Source organism: Streptomyces sp. NPDC050534, from assembly GCF_044457745.1.
Classification (GTDB): Bacteria; Actinomycetota; Actinomycetes; order Streptomycetales; family Streptomycetaceae; genus Streptomyces.
In genome coordinates, this window is sequence record NZ_JBITHF010000003.1 from 61,910 (window position 1) to 77,179 (window position 15,270).

Below are 15,270 nucleotides of genomic sequence, written 5' to 3' on the forward strand. Positions count from 1 at the left end.
TCAAGCGGCGGCACGGAGCGTTGCCACCGAACCCGCACGGCGACGCGTCGATGGCGCAGGAGGACACACGATGCCGAACACCCAGCAGTACTCCGTCCGGGACGAGTTGCTCGTCGCGGCCCCGGTCGAGGAGGTCCGCTCGCTGGTCGAGGACGTCGTCGGCTGGACGCAGCTGCACAAGCCAGCCGTCCATGCGGAGATCCTGGCGGACAGCGGCCGGGAGCAACTGGTCCGGCACTGGGCCGTCGCGGGCCGGGACTCGGTGCGCACCTGGACGACGCGCCGTACCGGCGCCGCCGACGGCAGCCGGATCTCCTTCGTCCACGAGGACCCCGAGGCACCCTTCGCGTCCCTCGGCGGCGCCTGGACGTTCCAGGAGCAGGACGGCAAGACCCTGGTGGAGATGAGCCACGACTTCACCCCGGCCGACGGCGGCCGGGCCGGGGCGCAGGAGCTCTCCGCCCGTCTGCGCGCGGGCACCCGGGACTATCTGAGCACCCTCGGCCATGCCGCCGAGAACCGTGCCGAACTCGACCGGCTGATCATCTCCTTCACCGACGCGCTTTTCATCGCGGGCGACATCAAGGACGCCTACGACTATTTGTGGGAGGCGGACAAGTGGGAGGAGCGCATCCCCCACATCGCCAAGCTGGACCTCGAAGAGCCCGCACCGGGCGTCCAGTTCTTCGACATGCTCACCTCGACGCCGGACGGCTCCTCGCACCGCACCCGCTCGGTCCGGGTCACGGTCGAGACGGACATCATCGTGTACAAGCAGACCGAGCTGCCCGCACTGCTCGACGGCCACACCGGGCACTGGAAATTCACGCGGACGCCCGAGGGCGTCATCGCGGAGGCCCGGCACACGGCGACCATCAAGCCGTCGGCTCTGCACATCCTCGGCGAGGGCACGACGGTCCTCGACGCGCGCAAGTACCTGCGCCGCGTGCTGAGCGCCAACAGTGTCAGCAACCTGCGCCTGGCCAAGGCGTACGCCGAGGAGCGCGCCGGTGTCTGACGGCCCGTCCGTCCCGGCGCTCACGCTGGACGGGCTGCTGCGCCGGGCCGCCGAGCGCTTCCCCGAGCGGGTGGCCGTCCGGGACGAACACGGAGCCCTCCGCTACGCCGAACTCGACGCGTACGCCGACCGGTTCGCCCGCGCCCTGCGCCGGCTGACCGGCGGCCGCCGGACGGCGGTCGGGGTGGCCGGCGTGCTGGACACGGTGTTCGCGGCGGGCTTCTACGGCACGAGCCGCAGCGGCAACCGGGTCGTGCTGGTCAACCCCCTGGTCCGCGAGGCCGCACTGGAGCACATCTTCCACACCGCCGGCATCGAGATCGCCCTGGTCCCCGCTCGGACCGCCGAACGGCTGCAGACGGTCCGCGGGCGGCTGCCGGACCTGCGCGAGGTGTACGTGGTCGACGCGGACCGGGCCGAGGGGGCGCCCGAGGGCACGCGCCCCCTGGCCGAACTGCTCGGCCCGGACGGACCCTCCATGGCCGGGCTCTCCGGCACTGCCGCGGCCGACTCGGACTCGGTCGCCTGTGTTCAGTTCACCAGCGGAACCACCGGTCCGCCCAAGGGCGTTCAGCTCACCCACCGCAACCTGGTGACCAACGCCGCACAGGCGGCATACGCACTCGGCCTCGACGCCGACTGCGTATGCCTCAACCATCTGCCGCTGTACCACCTGATGCATCTGAACGCGGCGGTGTACGCGGGCGCCACTCAGGTGCTGTGCCACGATCCCGATCCGGTGGCCTCGTTCGCGGCGGCCGCCGACGCCGGGGCGACCCACTACTTCGGGCTGCCGGTACGGCTGACCAGGCTGGCGGCGGATCAGCGGCTGACCGCGATCTCGCCCGCGCCGACGCTGAGGCTGATCGCCTCGGGCGGCTCGGCGCTCGCCCCCGCCGTCGCGGACCGCCTGCGCGAACAGCTCGGCGTCCCGGTCATCCAGGGCTACGGGCTCGCCGAACTCTCCCCGCTCAGCCACAACGACCGGCCGGAGCGGAGCAGACCCGGCTCGGTCGGTCCGGTCGTGCCGGGCACCGAGTGCCGCATCGTGGATCTGGACACCGGCGCCGACCTCGGCACCGGCCTCCCGGGCGAAGTCCTGCTGCGCGGCCCGCAGTTGATGGCCGGATACCTCGGCCTGCCGGACGCGCCGGACATCGACCCCGACGGCTGGTTCCACACCGGCGACGTCGGCTACGAGGACGCGGACGGCTGGCTGTTCCTGGTCGACCGCATCAAGGACGTCTTCAAGGTCGACAACGAGCTGGTCTCGCCGAGCGAGATCGAGCGGATCCTCATGCAGGACGCGCTCGTCGCCGATTGCGTGGTGGCGGACCTGCCCGACGAGTTCAGCGGTGCCGTCGTGTGGGCGGGCATCGTCACCGCCGGTGACGGACCGGCGGACCTGCGGCTGGTGGTGACGCGGGCCAACGCCCGGCTGGCCGACCACCAGCAGATCCGCCGTGCCGAACAGCTCACCGCCGTACCCCGCTCGCCGAACGGCAAGGCCGAGCGGCGCCGGCTGCGCGAGTGGCTGCGAAGTTCCGAGCCCCATCAACCCTTCCGGACAGGAGAACCATCGTGGTGACCTTCGTCAACAAGCTGACCGTCCACGGCGACATCGAGGAGTTCCTGAGGATCAAGCGGTCCCTGACCGAGTTCATGTCCGGCCAGCCGGGTTATCGCAGCTCCTCGACGCTGCGCCACCTCGGGCAGCGCAACGTCTTCATCGAGACGGCCGAGTGGGACGACGCCGCATCCCACCGGACCGCTCTGCACAGCGAGGAGTTCCGGACGCTGATCAAGGGCCTCGCCGGGCTGGCCGACGCGGAGCCCGGTCTCTACGAGGAGGTCACCGAGGACGGGGCCGGTCGTGGCTGACGGGACTCAGGTGCTGGTGGCGGGGGCCGGCCCGGTCGGTCTCACCGCCGCGCACGAGCTTGCCCGCCGCGGGCTGCGGGTGCGGCTGATCGACGCCGCGCCCCAGCCGGCCACCACCAGCCGCGCGGTGGCCACCCACCCGCGCACCCTGGAGACGTACGACCAGATGGGCGTCGTCGAGGAGATCCTCGAACAGGCCCAGCAGATCAGGGCGTTCACGATGTTCAGCCGGGGCCGTCGGCTGGTGCGGCTGGATGCCGACTACTCGACCATGCCCACCCGTTATCCGTTCACGGCGATCGTCGAGCAGGTCGACACGGAGGCGGTGCTGCGTGCGGCGGTGGCCCGGCTCGGAGTCGAGGTCGAGTGGGGGACGCGGCTGACCGGCTTCACTCAGGACGGCGGGCGGGTGGTCGTCGGCCTCGAACGCGCCGACGGGAGCGCGGAATCCGCCGAGGTGCCCTGGCTCGTCGGCTGTGACGGCGGACACAGCGCCGTGCGTAAGGAGCTGGGGCTGCCCCTGCTCGGCGAGAGCAGCGAGACGTGGATGCTCGCCGATGCCCCCGTCGACGTGGACCTGCCACGCGACAGCATCTACTGGATCCACACCGGCTCCCAGGCGCTGATGATGGTGCCCTTCAGACGCGGTGGCCGCTGGCGCCTGCTGGACACCACCACCGCGCCGCCCGGCACCGACGCCGACGTGGTCGCGGACCGCTTCGCGAGCAAGCTCGGCCCCGGCCTCGGCCGCACGGCAGAGGTCCGCACGCCCACCTGGACGTCGGTCTTCACCTTCCAGCAGCGGATGGTGCCCCGCATGGGCGAGGGGCGGGTCTTCGTGGCGGGCGACGCCGCCCATGTGCACAGCCCGGCCTCCGGACAGGGAATGAACACCGGCATCCAGGAGGCGTACAACCTGGCCTGGAAGCTGGCCCTGGTCGAACAGGGCCATGCCGAGCGGGAGTTGCTCGACAGCTACAGCGCCGAGCGGGTGCCGGTCGGTGAAACGCTCCTCGGCTCCACCAAGAAGGCGACCTTCATGGTGCAGCTGAAGAACGCGTTCGCGCCCCTCGCCCTGCCGGTCGTCTTCGGTGTCATCCGCAACGTCACACCACTGCGCAAGAAGGTGCAGCGCCAGGTGCTCGGAGGCATCTCCGGCCTCCGGCTCGGCTACCCCGACTCGCCGCTGACCCGGCCCGCGGACACCGGCCGAGGGCCGCTCCCCGGCACCCGTGCCTCCGTCGGAGCGGGGGCGGACCCGGCCGATCCGGGCTGCCGGGCCTGGGCCGAGGAACTGCGCGACACCCGATGGACGCTGGCCCTGACCCCGGGCACGGCGGCCGGTGTGCTCACGGCGGACGCATGGCTGTCGGTCCGCACGCTCGGCGACGGAACCCAGGGCCCGGGCCCGCTCGCCGACCCGAACGGCCGGCTGCGCACCGCCCTGGGGCTCGGACCGGGCGGCTGGCTGCTGGTCCGTCCGGACGGCTATGTCGCCGCCCATGGAGGGGAGTTCAGCGAGACGGACCTGCGGCAGGCGTTGGCGGCGGCACATCTGCGCCTGGTGCCTGCCCGGCTCGTACCCGACGGATCGACGTGAAGGCGAGGGGCCACATGGACATGGGTCTGAAGGACCGCACGGTGCTCGTCACGGGCGCCTCCTCCGGGATCGGTGCGGACATCGCGCGCGCGTACGCGGCCGAGGGCGCCCGCGTCGCCCTGACCTACCGCGGCGACAGTACGGCCGGGCAGCGGCTCGCCCGCGAACTCGGTGCCGACCGGGACACGGCGATGGCGCTGCGGTACTCGCTCGCAGAACCGGAGACGGTGGAGTCGGCCGTCGCCGAGGTCACCAGGCGGTGGGGCGGTGTGGACGTGCTCGTCGCCAACGCGGTGCGCTGGGCTCCCCGGCGCGCACCGGGCGAACACTTCGAGGACGTCCCGGCCGGCGACTGGACGGCGTTTCTCGCCGACAACCTCGCGCCGACCCTGCGCACCGTGCAGCTCACGGTGGCCGGTATGCGCAAGCGGTCCTGGGGCCGGATCGTGCTCATCTCCTCGCACGTCGCGCTCGACGGCCACCGCGGCCAGGAGTTCTACGGGGCCGCCAAGTCGGCGCTGCACGGATTCGCCAGGAGCCTGGCCTGGGACCTGGGCCCGGACGGCGTGCTGGTCAACGTCGTCTGCCCGGGTCTGACCGCCACGGAGCGGGTGCGCGGCGGGCTGCCCGCCGAAGTCCGGGAGCGGGAGACCCGGTTGACTCCCACCGGCCGGCTCAGCAGCCCCGAGGACATCGCCGGTGCGGTGCTCTTCCTCGGCTCGGCGGCCAACGGCAACACCACCGGCCAGATCGTCACCGTGGCCGGCGGCCGCTGACGACCGACCCGCGCTGCCCGCACGGTCGCTCCGTCGCCGCGGCCACGGTGTGCCGGTCCGCCTGGGCGGACCGGCACACCGTTGTACAGACCTCAGAGAGCATCCATCCGCGGGTCGGGCGTCCGGCCCCGGCTCGCCGTAGGCCGGTCAGGGAAGAAGCCCACCTGTGCCAGGGCGGACAGGAGCTGCTCGTCCTCGTAGTACAGCGGACCGGTGTGGAGAGTGCCGAGGCCGACGAGGCCCAGCCACAGGATGTGCAGCAACCGCCTCATGCCCGCGCTCCCGCACGCTGTGCGAGCGGCTCCCACCAGGAGCGATGGTCGCGGTACCAGTCGACCGTCTCCGCCAGCGCGGCCTCGAACTCCCTGGTCGGCCGGTACCCGAGCTCGCGCCCGATCTTGGTGCAGTCGACGGAGTAACGCCGGTCGTGCCCCTTGCGGTCGGTGACGCGTTCCACGCTGTCCCAGCCGGCGCCACAGGCGTCCAGGAGCAGCTGGGTCAGTTCCTTGTTGGAGAGTTCGGTGCCGCCGCCGATGTTGTACACCTCACCGGCCGTGCCGCCGGCGCGCACCAGCTCGATCCCGCGGACGTGGTCGTCGACGTGCAGCCAGTCGCGCACGTTGCCGCCGTCCCCGTACAGCGGCACCTTGCCGCCGTCGAGCAGGCGGGTGACGAAGAGCGGGATGACCTTCTCGGGGAACTGGTGCGGGCCGTAGTTGTTGGAGCAGCGGGTGACGCGGACGTCCAGACCGTGCGTGCGATGGTAGGCCAGCGCGATGAGGTCGCTTGACGCCTTGGCCGCGGAATAGGGGGAGTTGGGGCTGACCGGCGAGGTCTCGGCCCAGGAGCCCAGGTCGATGGAGCCGTACACCTCGTCGGTGGAGATGTGCACGAACCTCTCGGTCCGGTGCCGCAGTGCCGCGTCCAGGAGGGTGTGGGTGCCGGTCACATTGGTGCGTACGAAGTCGGCTGCGCCGGCGATCGAGCGGTCGACGTGCGACTCGGCGGCGAAGTGCACCACCTGGTCGTGGCGGGCGATCAGCTCGTCCACCAGAGGCGCGTCACAGATGTCGCCGCGTACGAAGGTGAACCGGTCGCTGTCGCTCACCCCGGTCAGATTGGTGAGACTTCCGGCGTACGTCAGCTTGTCGAGGACGGTGATCGTCACGTCCTGCGCACCGTGCGGACCGAGCAGCGTGCGGACGTAGTGCGAACCGATGAAGCCGGCCCCGCCCGTCACCAGGATGGCCTTGGTGGTCATGATGAGATCTGCACCTCGCTGTGGTCGCCGAGAACGAGCCGGTTGCTGGACGGCAGCCGTGGGGCAGGGGTCACGCTGACGCTGCGGCCGATGAGCGATCCCCTGACCCGGTGCACGCCCTCCAGGCGGGAGTCGCGCAGCACGATGGAGAACTCGATCTCGCTGCCCTCGATCCGGCAGTTCTCCGAGATGGACGTGTACGGGCCGACGTAGGAGTCGCTGATCACCGTGCCGGACCCGATGACCGCGGGGCCGACCAGACGCGAATTGCGGACCCGGGCGCCGGCCTCGATCCGTACACGCCCGACCACCTCGCTGCCCGCATCCACATGGCCCTCGGTGCACGGCTCGATGCCCTCCAGCACGGACCGGTTCACCTCCAACATGTCCATGACGTTGCCGGTGTCCTTCCAGTAGCCGTGGATCACGGTGGACCGCACGTCACACCGGTTGTCGATCAGCCACTGGATGGCGTGGGTGATCTCCAACTCGCCGCGCCAGGACGGCTGGATGGCACGTACGGCCTCGTGCACGGCCGGCGTGAACAGGTAGACGCCGATCACGGCCATGTCGCTCTTGGGCTGGGTCGGCTTCTCCTCCACCCCCACGACCCGGCCGTCCCCGTCCAGTTCGGCGATGCCGAAGGCGCTCGGATCGGGAACGCGGGTCATCAGGATCTGTGCGTCGGGTCGGTCGGCGCGGAACGCGTCCACCAGGCCGGTGATGCCGCCGACCACGAAGTTGTCTCCCAGATACATCACGAAGTCGTCGTCACCGAGGTATTCGCGGGCGATCAGGACCGCGTGCGCGAGGCCCAGCGGTTTGTCCTGCGGCAGATAGGTCACCTGGAGACCGAACTTGGAACCGTCGCCGACCGCTTCCTGGATCTCGCTCGCGGTCTCTCCCACGATGATCCCGACCTCGGTGATCCCGGCCCGTGCGATGTCCTCGAGGACATAGAAGAGCACCGGCTTGTTCGCCACCGGCACCAGCTGCTTGGGCGATGTGTGAGTGATGGGCCTCAGGCGTGTCCCCGAGCCACCGGACAGTACGAGAGCCTTCATGTCATGGACGCTATGCGGGTGTTCTGGAACCCCGCTCGGGAGCCGGTCGACGCCTCGCCGGACCGCTCAGTAGCGGTAGTGGTCCGACTTGTAGGGGCCCTCGACCTGCACGCCGATGTAGGCGGCCTGCTCGGGGCGGAGCGTGGTCAGCTTCACGCCGAGCGAGTCCAGGTGGAGGCGGGCGACCTTCTCATCGAGGTGCTTGGGCAGCACGTAGACGTCGGTCGGGTACTCGTCGGGCTTGGTGAACAGCTCGATCTGGGCCAGGGTCTGGTCCGCGAAGGAGTTGGACATCACGAACGACGGGTGGCCGGTGGCGTTGCCCAGGTTCAGCAGGCGGCCCTCGGACAGGACGATGAGCACCTTGCCGTCGGGGTAGGTCCAGGTGTGCACCTGGGGCTTGACCTCGTCCTTGACGATGCCGGGGGTCTTGGCGAGGCCGGCCATGTCGATCTCGTTGTCGAAGTGGCCGATGTTCCCGACGATGGCCTGGTGCTTCATCCTGGCCATGTCGGAGGCCATGATGATGTCCTTGTTGCCGGTCGTGGTGACGAAGATGTCGGCCTTGTCGATGACCTCGTCCAGGGTGGTGACCTGGTAGCCGTCCATCGCCGCCTGGAGCGCGCAGATCGGGTCGATCTCGGTGATGATCACGCGGGCGCCCTGTCCGCGCAGCGACTCCGCGCAGCCCTTGCCCACGTCGCCGTAGCCGCACACGACCGCGGTCTTGCCGCCGATCAGGACGTCGGTGGCCCGGTTGATGCCGTCGATCAGGGAGTGCCGGCAGCCGTACTTGTTGTCGAACTTCGACTTGGTCACGGCGTCGTTCACGTTGATCGCCGGGAACAGCAGGACGCCGTCACGCTGCATCTCGTACAGACGGTGCACGCCCGTCGTGGTCTCCTCGGTCACGCCGCGGATCTCCGAGGCCAGAACGGTCCAGTCGAGGGTGCTGGACCTCAACAGGTCTTGTACGACGGCGAGTTCATCGCTGTCCGCGGGCGGGAGCGCGCCGGTCTTCTGGTACTCGACGCCCTTGTGGACGAGGAGGGTGGCGTCACCGCCGTCGTCGAGGATCATGTTCGGGCCGCCGGTGGCGGTGCCCGGCCAGGTCAGCGCCTGCTCGGTGCACCACCAGTACTCCTCCAGGGTCTCGCCCTTCCAGGCGAAGACCGGGATGCCGGCAGCAGCGATGGCGGCGGCCGCGTGGTCCTGGGTGGAGAAGATGTTGCAGGACGCCCAGCGGACCTGCGCGCCCAGGGCGGCCAGGGTCTCGATGAGGACGGCGGTCTGCACGGTCATGTGCAGGGAGCCGGTGATGCGGGCGCCGGCCAGTGGCTGGGTCTCGGCGTATTCCTTGCGGATCGACATCAGGCCGGGCATCTCGTGCTCGGCGAGGGTGATCTCCTTGCGGCCGAACTCGGCCAGGGAGAGGTCGGCGACCTTGAAATCGGTGAATTCAGCGGACACTTGCGCTCCTTGTGCTCAGGACGTTGCGGTGGATGTCGAGGGCGGCGCTGGACTTGTTGAGGGTGATGTAGTGCAGGCCGGGCGCGCCCTCGGCGAGGAGCCGTACGGCCATGGCGGTGGCGCACTCGACCCCGATGCGGTGGCCGGCGGCCCGGTCGCCCTGGGCCGCCGCGAGCCGGTGGGCGAGGTCCTCGGGGAAGGCCGCGTGGGAGAGTTCGGCGAAACGGGCGATCTGGCGTACGTCGGTGGCCGGCATGATCTCCGGGATGATCGGTACGTCGCAGCCCGCCGCGGCGACCCGGTCGCGCAGCCGCAGATAGTCCTCGACGCGGAAGAACATCTGCGTGATCGCACAGTCGGCGCCGGCCCTGCACTTGGCCACGAAGTGCTCGATGTCGCTGTCCCAGTCGGGCGAGCGCGGATGGCGTTCGGGAAACGCCGCGACACCGATGCCGAAGTCGCCCGACTCCCTTACCAGGGACACCAGTTCATGGGCATGGGTGAAGCCGTCCGGGTGTGCCGTCCAGGGGGCGTTCGGGCCGCCCGGCGGATCGCCGCGCAGGGCGAGCACGTCGCGCACGCCCGCGTCCGCGTACTGGCCGATGACGTGCCGCAGTTCGGCCACGGAGTGCCCGACGGCGGTGAGATGAGCGACGGGCCGCAGGGTCGTCTCCGTCGCGATGCGTCTGGTCACCTCGACCGTACGATCGCGGGAGGAGCCGCCCGCGCCGTAGGTGACGGACACGAACGTCGGCGACAGGGCCTCGATCCGGCGGATCGCGTTCCACAGGGCCGAGGCGCCCGCCTCGGTCTTCGGCGGGAAGAACTCGAAGGAGAAGGAGCGGGCGCCGCTCGCGAGAACGTCCCGCAGGGTCGTCATGTGCGGCGTCCCGCGTCGAAGTGGCCTGCCGCGCTCGAGAGCCGTCGGGCCGCGTCGGCGCCGTAGGCTCGCTGCACGATGTCGAGCAGGCCGGCCGGGTCGGTCTCGTAGGTCTGTGAACCGACCGTGCCCAGAGCGACCGAGGCGAGCGCGCAGCCCAGTTGTGCCGCCGACTCGACGGGAAGCCGGCGGCCGACGGCCGCGAGGAAGCCGGCCCGGAAGGCATCGCCCACTCCGGTCGGGTCGGCGACGTCGGTAGCGGGGATCGCGTGGACGGTGAGAGCCGGCCGCCCTGCCCGGTCGATGCGGACGCCCTTCTCGCCGAGGGTGGTGACCCAGGTGCCCGTGGTCGCGAGGATCTCGTCCCTGCCGAGGCCGGTGCGTTCCTGGAGCAGTGCCGCCTCGTACTCGTTGGTGAACAGCCAGGAGGCTCCGGCGACCAGGACACGGGCCTGGTCGCCGTCCAGCCGGGCGAGTTGCTGCGAGGGGTCGGCGGCGAACGGGATGCCGAGCGTGCGGCAGTCGCCGGTGTGGCGCAGCATGGCCGCCGGGTCGTTGGGCGACACGAGGACCAGATCGGGCCTGGCGCCGGCGGAGATCAGGTCCCGCAGATCGATCTCGGCCGCCTCGGCCATCGCGCCCGTGTGGAACGCGGCGATCTGATGGGCATCCTCGTCGGTGACGCAGACGAACCGGGCGGTCTGCCGCCGGGCGGAGACCCGCACGCCGGTGGTGTCCACGCCGTGCTCCTTCAGCCAGACCTCGTATTCGGCGAAGTCGCTGCCGACCGCCCCGACGAGTACCGGCCGCAGGCCCAGAACACCGAGACCGAAGGCGATGTTGGCCGCGACTCCGCCGCGTCGCACGTCGAGCCGGTCGACGAGGAAGGAGAGCGAGAGGTGAGCCAGCTGGTCGGGGAGCAGCTGGTCGGCGATCCGGCCGGGGAAGACCATCAGATGGTCGGTGGCGATGGATCCGGTGACGGCGATCCGCATCTCAGACCCCCGCCGCGAGCCGCAGCGCGTCCACGCGGTCCGTCTTCTCCCAGGTGAAGTCCGGGAGTTCACGGCCGAAGTGGCCGTACGCGGATGTCTGGGCGTAGATCGGGCGGCGCAGGCCGAGGTCGCGGATGATCGCGGCCGGGCGCAGGTCGAAGACCTGGCGGACGGCGTGCTCGATCGCCGTCTGCGGTACGGCGGCGGTGCCGAAGGTCTCGACGAACAGGCCGACCGGCTCGGCCTTCCCGATGGCGTAGGCGACCTGGACCTCGCAGCGGGAGGCGAGGCCGGCGGCGACGACGTTCTTGGCGACCCAGCGCATTGCGTACGCCGCCGAACGGTCCACCTTGGAGGGGTCCTTGCCCGAGAAGGCACCGCCGCCGTGGCGCGCCATGCCGCCGTACGTGTCGATGATGATCTTGCGGCCGGTCAGGCCGGCGTCGCCCATCGGGCCGCCGATCTCGAACCGTCCGGTGGGGTTGACCAGCAGGCGGTAGCCGTCGGTGTCGAGTTTGATGCCGTCGTCGGCGAGGCGGGCCAGTTCGTGCTCGACGACGTGGGTGCGGATGTCGGGGGCGAGCAGTCCGTCGAGGTCGACGTCGGCGGCGTGCTGGGTGGAGACGACGACCGTGTCCAGGCGGACCGCGCGGGTGCCGAGGTACTCGACGGTGACCTGGGTCTTGCCGTCGGGGCGCAGGTAGGGGGTGACGCCCTCCTTGCGGACCTGGGAGAGACGGTGGGACAGGCGGTGCGCCAACTGGATGGGCAGGGGCATGAGTTCGGGTGTCTCGTCGCAGGCGTACCCGAACATCAGGCCCTGGTCGCCCGCGCCGCCGGTGTCGACGCCCTGCGCGATGTCCGGGGACTGGGCGCCGATGGACACGGACACTCCGCAGGAGCGGCCGTCGAAGCCCTTCTGGGAGGCGTCGTAGCCGATGTCGAGGACGGCGTCCCGGACCAGGCCGGGGATGTCCGCGTACGCCGTGGTGGTCACCTCTCCGGCGACGTGCACCTGGCCCGTGGTGATCAGCGTCTCGACGGCGACCCGGGCTTGCGGGTCCTTGCCGAGGAGCGCGTCGAGAATCGTGTCGCTGATCCGGTCGGCGATCTTGTCGGGGTGTCCCTCGGTGACGGATTCCGAGGTGAACAGGTGACGGGACATGTCACTCCAGGCGGTGGTGGCCGGACGGTCGGGACGGTCGGCGACCGGGCGGAAACGGCCCGGGCCGGGGAGCAGCGTGCCCGGGGCCGGACAAGGAACGCTCGAAGAACGGACGAACGAGGGCAAGGAGCCCGGCGCGGCGGACCGTCGGCGTGGGCGGCCGGCACCTCGCGGCGCTGTCAGCGACGCAGCTCCACCGGCGACGGCGCGGAGAACCGCGGCCACGTGCTCCCGAGGCGGCGCACGACGCGGCATGCCTGCCCCATCAGCCGGGGCAGTTCGGGGCCGCGTACGAAGAGATGGCCGTCGGACACGGTGCGGAGCCGTACGGGCCCCTCGGTCCAGGCGTGCCAGCCCTCGGCCACCGCGGGGGACGCCGGCGCGTCGTCGTCCCCGGCGATGACGAGCAGCGGTGTGGTGAGCGGGCCGGCCGGCGACGGTGTGCGTGCCGCCGCGCGCAGGGCGCGGTCGAGCGCCAAGTCGTCCCGGAGCACTTGCTTCCTGGCCGGTTCCTGGATGCCGCCGAGGTCGGTGCCGGGCGGTACGACGCCCATCCGGTCGAGCGTGCGCAGGAGTTCGGACTCCGGCACTCCCAGTACGTAGGCCGACTCAGGAGGCATGTGCGGGGGTGTGCAGGCGCCGACCGCCAGCAGTGCCGGGCCGGGCAGGCCCATCTCCTGCAGGGCGCTGGCCACCGTGTAACTGACCAGGGCGCCGAGACCGTGGCCGTACAGGACACAGGGGCCGGCCGGTGCATCGGTGAACAGGTGCAGTACATCGCCGAGCAGCGCTTCGCGTGTGGTCACACGGAGTTCGTCGCGCCGTCGGCCGCGGCCGGGCAGCAGCACGGGGACGGGCACCACGCCGGGCCCGACACTCGCGGCCCAGCCCTGGAAGGTGGAGACGTCCGCTCCGGCGTGAGCGAAACAATAGAGTCGTACCGGCTGTTCGTGTGGCATGGATCCTCTTCTCCACGTGTGTGAACGCCGTGGGTACAGAGGGTCGTCGGCCGGCCTCGACAGCCGCTCGAGGCCGGCCCGAAGGGGCCGTCCACGAGTACGGACTGCCTGGGTGACCCGGCCCGCTAGGCGGCACTCTGCGAGCTGAGGACCAGATGCTGTGCCTGCTGCAGCTTCTGGGACGGCTCCAGCCCCAGTTCATCCATCAGATTCTTTCGAAGCCGATGATAAATACCGAGAGCCTCCGAACGGCGCCCTGCCAGATTCAGGGCACGCATGTACTGTTCATGTATATTCTCATTAAGAGGCTGCTGTGCGGTCAACGTGACCAGGTCCAGTATTGCCTCGTCATACCTGCCCACCAGCAGGTCGGCTTCGATTCTGCTTTCCAGGACAATCTGCCGCTGTGTCTGCAGACCACGAACTTTCGGCTCGAGAACGGAGCCGATCGGCACATCGACAAGAGCTGGTCCCCGCCAATACTCCAATGCTTTCCGCAACAGATGGGACCCGCGCTGCGGGTCACCCTGAGCGAGAGCGATCCGTCCCTGGGTCGAGAGGTCGTTGAATTGACGGAGGTCGAAGGGGGCCATGGGTAACCGCAGAAGATAGCCGCCCTGCCTGGTCAGCAGGATGTCCCGGACCACTGCGGACTCGTCCTTGAACGCTTTGGACATGAGTTTCCGAAGGTGCAGAATGTAGGTCTGCAGGGTCGTTTTCGCACTCCTTGGCGGCCTTTCCGCCCACAGCTCGTCGACGAAATTCGACGCTGTCACGACCTGCCCTTCATTGAGGGCCATGAGTGCCAGAACCTGCATTTGTTTCGGTGCGGTAGGGGTGACATCGATGCCATTCACGCTGAACTGCAGCGGACCGAGAACGGACATGGCGATCTGAGTCACATCGGTCGATTCCCCGAACATGCAAACCCCTCCATCAATTTGAGACCATCTCTGACGATTTCGGTCCTTATTGACTGGGGTGCAGCGCAGGCGGCGCAGAATAAGGCACAAGCCTGCCCTGCATTGAGACTTCCCCCGTCCTCCGACGAGCCTATAGCAGGACCCTGAGAGGATCAACAACCTTTAGCCAAACATTGGAGTCAATTACTCCTCGAGGGACTCTCGAGTCATTTCTGAGAGAATAGGATTCGGGAAATTAGTGTGCAATATGCCAACTCCGGCAAAATGGGATGTTTGTGTGCCGTCGGTCATGGCGAAGGGTGATGTGCATCTCGACTTTGTTTCATTCTCAATCATTGACGGGGATCTGCGGCAACCGGTATCTCATTCTTTCTTCACCCTGTGAATTCCCTTTGCCGGTGGTCGCGAGTCCTCGTGCAGCCGTAAGGACCCGGCCGCGCTGCGGCCGGGTCCTTACGGTTCGGGTGGCGGGAGGTGCCCGCCGAGGGTCAGGCCGGCTCGATGCGCTCGATCCGTCGGGCCAGGCCGTCCAGCAGGGCGTCGAGACCGATCTCGAAGCTCTCGTCGGCGGTCAGGTGGCGGGCCCCGGCCTGGAGAAACCGGGAGAACGCCGGGTAGCGGCCGCCCGCGACGATGCCGTCCAGGAATGACGTCACGTCGAAGTGCCGCTCGTGGGTGCTCCTGTCGCCGGCCCGCACCCGCTCCATCTCCTTCTCCTCGGCCTCGCACATCGCCGTCCCCATCACATGGCCGGTGACGATGCCCGCGTAGGCCGAAGCGACGGTGACCTCCAGCCCGGCGCCCTCCAGCACCGCCATCATGTGCTCCAGCCAGCTCAGGGCCCGCGGGCCGAAGAGCGGCCGGCGGAAGGTCAGCCGGGCGAACCACGGGTGACGCCCGATGGCCCTCCGCAGCTCCTGCGCCCCGGCACGCAGGTCCGCCCGCCATGTCCCCGACTCGCCCTGCGTGAGCGTCAGTTCGCCGAAGACGCCGTCGAGCAGCAGGTCCTCCAGGTCGCCAGGGCGCCGGATGTGGTGCCGAAGCGAGGCCCCGGCGGCACCGAGCTCCGTGGTGAGCCGTTCGGCCGACACCGCGGCGAGCCCCTCGGCGTCGGCGATCCTCAACAGGGCCGCGACGACCTGGGCGCGAGTCAACGGCGGCCGCAGCTGGGCGCCGTCCGGCTCGGGCTCGGCCCAGATCAGGGGTGGGACCTCGGGTGCCTGTTCGGCGGTTGCCGCCATCTCTCACTTCCCCTGTCGAAACGAGTGTTCGGGCCCC

At 69.8% G+C, this 15,270-nt stretch carries 15 protein-coding genes; 5 read left to right on the plus strand and 10 right to left on the minus strand.

Features of this window, described 5'->3' with window-relative positions; genetic code table 11:
* Positions 1-70 precede the first annotated feature (70 nt).
* Genes ACIBN2_RS11275 through ACIBN2_RS11295 form a run of 5 tightly spaced genes read left to right on the plus strand, consistent with a single transcriptional unit; the run spans position 71 to position 5,275 of the window.
* Positions 71-1,018: an aromatase/cyclase gene (locus ACIBN2_RS11275; RefSeq protein ID WP_399134040.1), complete on the plus strand. Its 948-nt coding sequence runs from the start codon at positions 71-73 to the stop codon at positions 1,016-1,018.
* The gene (locus ACIBN2_RS11280; RefSeq protein WP_399134041.1) at positions 1,011-2,606 is read left to right on the plus strand and encodes a class I adenylate-forming enzyme family protein; all 1,596 of its coding nucleotides are present in this window, start codon (positions 1,011-1,013) and stop codon (positions 2,604-2,606) included. The genes ACIBN2_RS11275 and ACIBN2_RS11280 overlap by 8 nt, the downstream gene beginning before the upstream one ends.
* Positions 2,600-2,899 carry an antibiotic biosynthesis monooxygenase family protein gene (locus tag ACIBN2_RS11285; protein ID WP_399134042.1) on the plus strand — a complete coding sequence of 100 codons (300 nt, stop codon included), beginning with the start codon at positions 2,600-2,602 and terminating at the stop codon, positions 2,897-2,899. The genes ACIBN2_RS11280 and ACIBN2_RS11285 overlap by 7 nt, the downstream gene beginning before the upstream one ends.
* Complete coding sequence (locus tag ACIBN2_RS11290; protein ID WP_399134043.1) at positions 2,892-4,499, plus strand: FAD-dependent oxidoreductase; 1,608 nt, start codon at positions 2,892-2,894, stop codon at positions 4,497-4,499. Before ACIBN2_RS11285 ends, ACIBN2_RS11290 begins: the two co-directional genes overlap by 8 nt.
* A 14-nt stretch (positions 4,500-4,513) precedes the next feature.
* Complete coding sequence (locus ACIBN2_RS11295; RefSeq protein ID WP_399134044.1) at positions 4,514-5,275, plus strand: SDR family NAD(P)-dependent oxidoreductase; 762 nt, start codon at positions 4,514-4,516, stop codon at positions 5,273-5,275.
* A 92-nt stretch (positions 5,276-5,367) separates the two neighbouring features.
* On the opposite strand, the gene ACIBN2_RS11300 is transcribed toward ACIBN2_RS11295, so the two are convergent.
* The 10 genes from ACIBN2_RS11300 to ACIBN2_RS11345 form a co-directional block, all read right to left on the minus strand.
* Complete coding sequence (locus tag ACIBN2_RS11300) at positions 5,368-5,547, minus strand: hypothetical protein (protein WP_399134045.1); 180 nt, start codon at positions 5,545-5,547, stop codon at positions 5,368-5,370.
* Positions 5,544-6,536 carry a dTDP-glucose 4,6-dehydratase gene (gene rfbB, locus ACIBN2_RS11305; RefSeq protein ID WP_399134046.1) on the minus strand — a complete coding sequence of 331 codons (993 nt, stop codon included), beginning with the start codon at positions 6,534-6,536 and terminating at the stop codon, positions 5,544-5,546. Before rfbB ends, ACIBN2_RS11300 begins: the two co-directional genes overlap by 4 nt.
* Complete coding sequence (locus ACIBN2_RS11310) at positions 6,533-7,600, minus strand: glucose-1-phosphate thymidylyltransferase (protein ID WP_399134047.1); 1,068 nt, start codon at positions 7,598-7,600, stop codon at positions 6,533-6,535. Before ACIBN2_RS11310 ends, rfbB begins: the two co-directional genes overlap by 4 nt.
* Positions 7,601-7,666: 66 nt before the next feature.
* Positions 7,667-9,070, minus strand: coding sequence for an adenosylhomocysteinase (ahcY, locus tag ACIBN2_RS11315; protein WP_399134048.1), 1,404 nt, complete (start codon positions 9,068-9,070; stop codon positions 7,667-7,669).
* Positions 9,060-9,950 carry a methylenetetrahydrofolate reductase [NAD(P)H] gene (metF, locus tag ACIBN2_RS11320; RefSeq protein ID WP_399134049.1) on the minus strand — a complete coding sequence of 297 codons (891 nt, stop codon included), beginning with the start codon at positions 9,948-9,950 and terminating at the stop codon, positions 9,060-9,062. Before metF ends, ahcY begins: the two co-directional genes overlap by 11 nt.
* Entirely contained in the window at positions 9,947-10,945 is a 999-nt protein-coding gene (locus ACIBN2_RS11325) for a carbohydrate kinase family protein (protein ID WP_399134050.1), read from the minus strand. Before ACIBN2_RS11325 ends, metF begins: the two co-directional genes overlap by 4 nt.
* A 1-nt stretch (position 10,946) precedes the next feature.
* Positions 10,947-12,110: a methionine adenosyltransferase gene (metK, locus tag ACIBN2_RS11330; protein ID WP_399134051.1), complete on the minus strand. Its 1,164-nt coding sequence runs from the start codon at positions 12,108-12,110 to the stop codon at positions 10,947-10,949.
* Between the two features lie 179 nt (positions 12,111-12,289).
* Entirely contained in the window at positions 12,290-13,069 is a 780-nt protein-coding gene (locus ACIBN2_RS11335; protein WP_399134052.1) for a thioesterase II family protein, read from the minus strand.
* A gap of 125 nt (positions 13,070-13,194) precedes the next feature.
* Positions 13,195-13,992, minus strand: a complete 798-nt coding sequence (locus tag ACIBN2_RS11340; RefSeq protein ID WP_399134053.1) for a BTAD domain-containing putative transcriptional regulator — start codon at positions 13,990-13,992, stop codon at positions 13,195-13,197.
* 488 nt (positions 13,993-14,480) lie between these two features.
* Positions 14,481-15,233, minus strand: a complete 753-nt coding sequence (locus ACIBN2_RS11345) for a TetR/AcrR family transcriptional regulator (RefSeq protein WP_399134054.1) — start codon at positions 15,231-15,233, stop codon at positions 14,481-14,483.
* Between the last annotated feature and the right edge of the window lie 37 nt (positions 15,234-15,270).

Excerpts from the sequence above, each read along its gene's own strand:
- ACIBN2_RS11275 (WP_399134040.1), top strand. The coding sequence starts at position 71 with ATGCCGAACACCCAGCAGTACTCCGTCCGGGACGAGTTGCTCGTCGCG.
- ACIBN2_RS11295 (WP_399134044.1), top strand. The coding sequence starts at position 4,514 with ATGGACATGGGTCTGAAGGACCGCACGGTGCTCGTCACGGGCGCCTCC.
- ACIBN2_RS11300 (WP_399134045.1), bottom strand. The coding sequence starts at position 5,547 with ATGAGGCGGTTGCTGCACATCCTGTGGCTGGGCCTCGTCGGCCTCGGC.
- rfbB (WP_399134046.1), bottom strand. The coding sequence starts at position 6,536 with ATGACCACCAAGGCCATCCTGGTGACGGGCGGGGCCGGCTTCATCGGT.
- ACIBN2_RS11310 (WP_399134047.1), bottom strand. The coding sequence starts at position 7,600 with ATGAAGGCTCTCGTACTGTCCGGTGGCTCGGGGACACGCCTGAGGCCC.
- metF (WP_399134049.1), bottom strand. The coding sequence starts at position 9,950 with ATGACGACCCTGCGGGACGTTCTCGCGAGCGGCGCCCGCTCCTTCTCC.
- ACIBN2_RS11325 (WP_399134050.1), bottom strand. The coding sequence starts at position 10,945 with ATGCGGATCGCCGTCACCGGATCCATCGCCACCGACCATCTGATGGTC.
- metK (WP_399134051.1), bottom strand. The coding sequence starts at position 12,110 with ATGTCCCGTCACCTGTTCACCTCGGAATCCGTCACCGAGGGACACCCC.
- ACIBN2_RS11335 (WP_399134052.1), bottom strand. The coding sequence starts at position 13,069 with ATGCCACACGAACAGCCGGTACGACTCTATTGTTTCGCTCACGCCGGA.
- ACIBN2_RS11340 (WP_399134053.1), bottom strand. The coding sequence starts at position 13,992 with ATGTTCGGGGAATCGACCGATGTGACTCAGATCGCCATGTCCGTTCTC.
- ACIBN2_RS11345 (WP_399134054.1), bottom strand. The coding sequence starts at position 15,233 with ATGGCGGCAACCGCCGAACAGGCACCCGAGGTCCCACCCCTGATCTGG.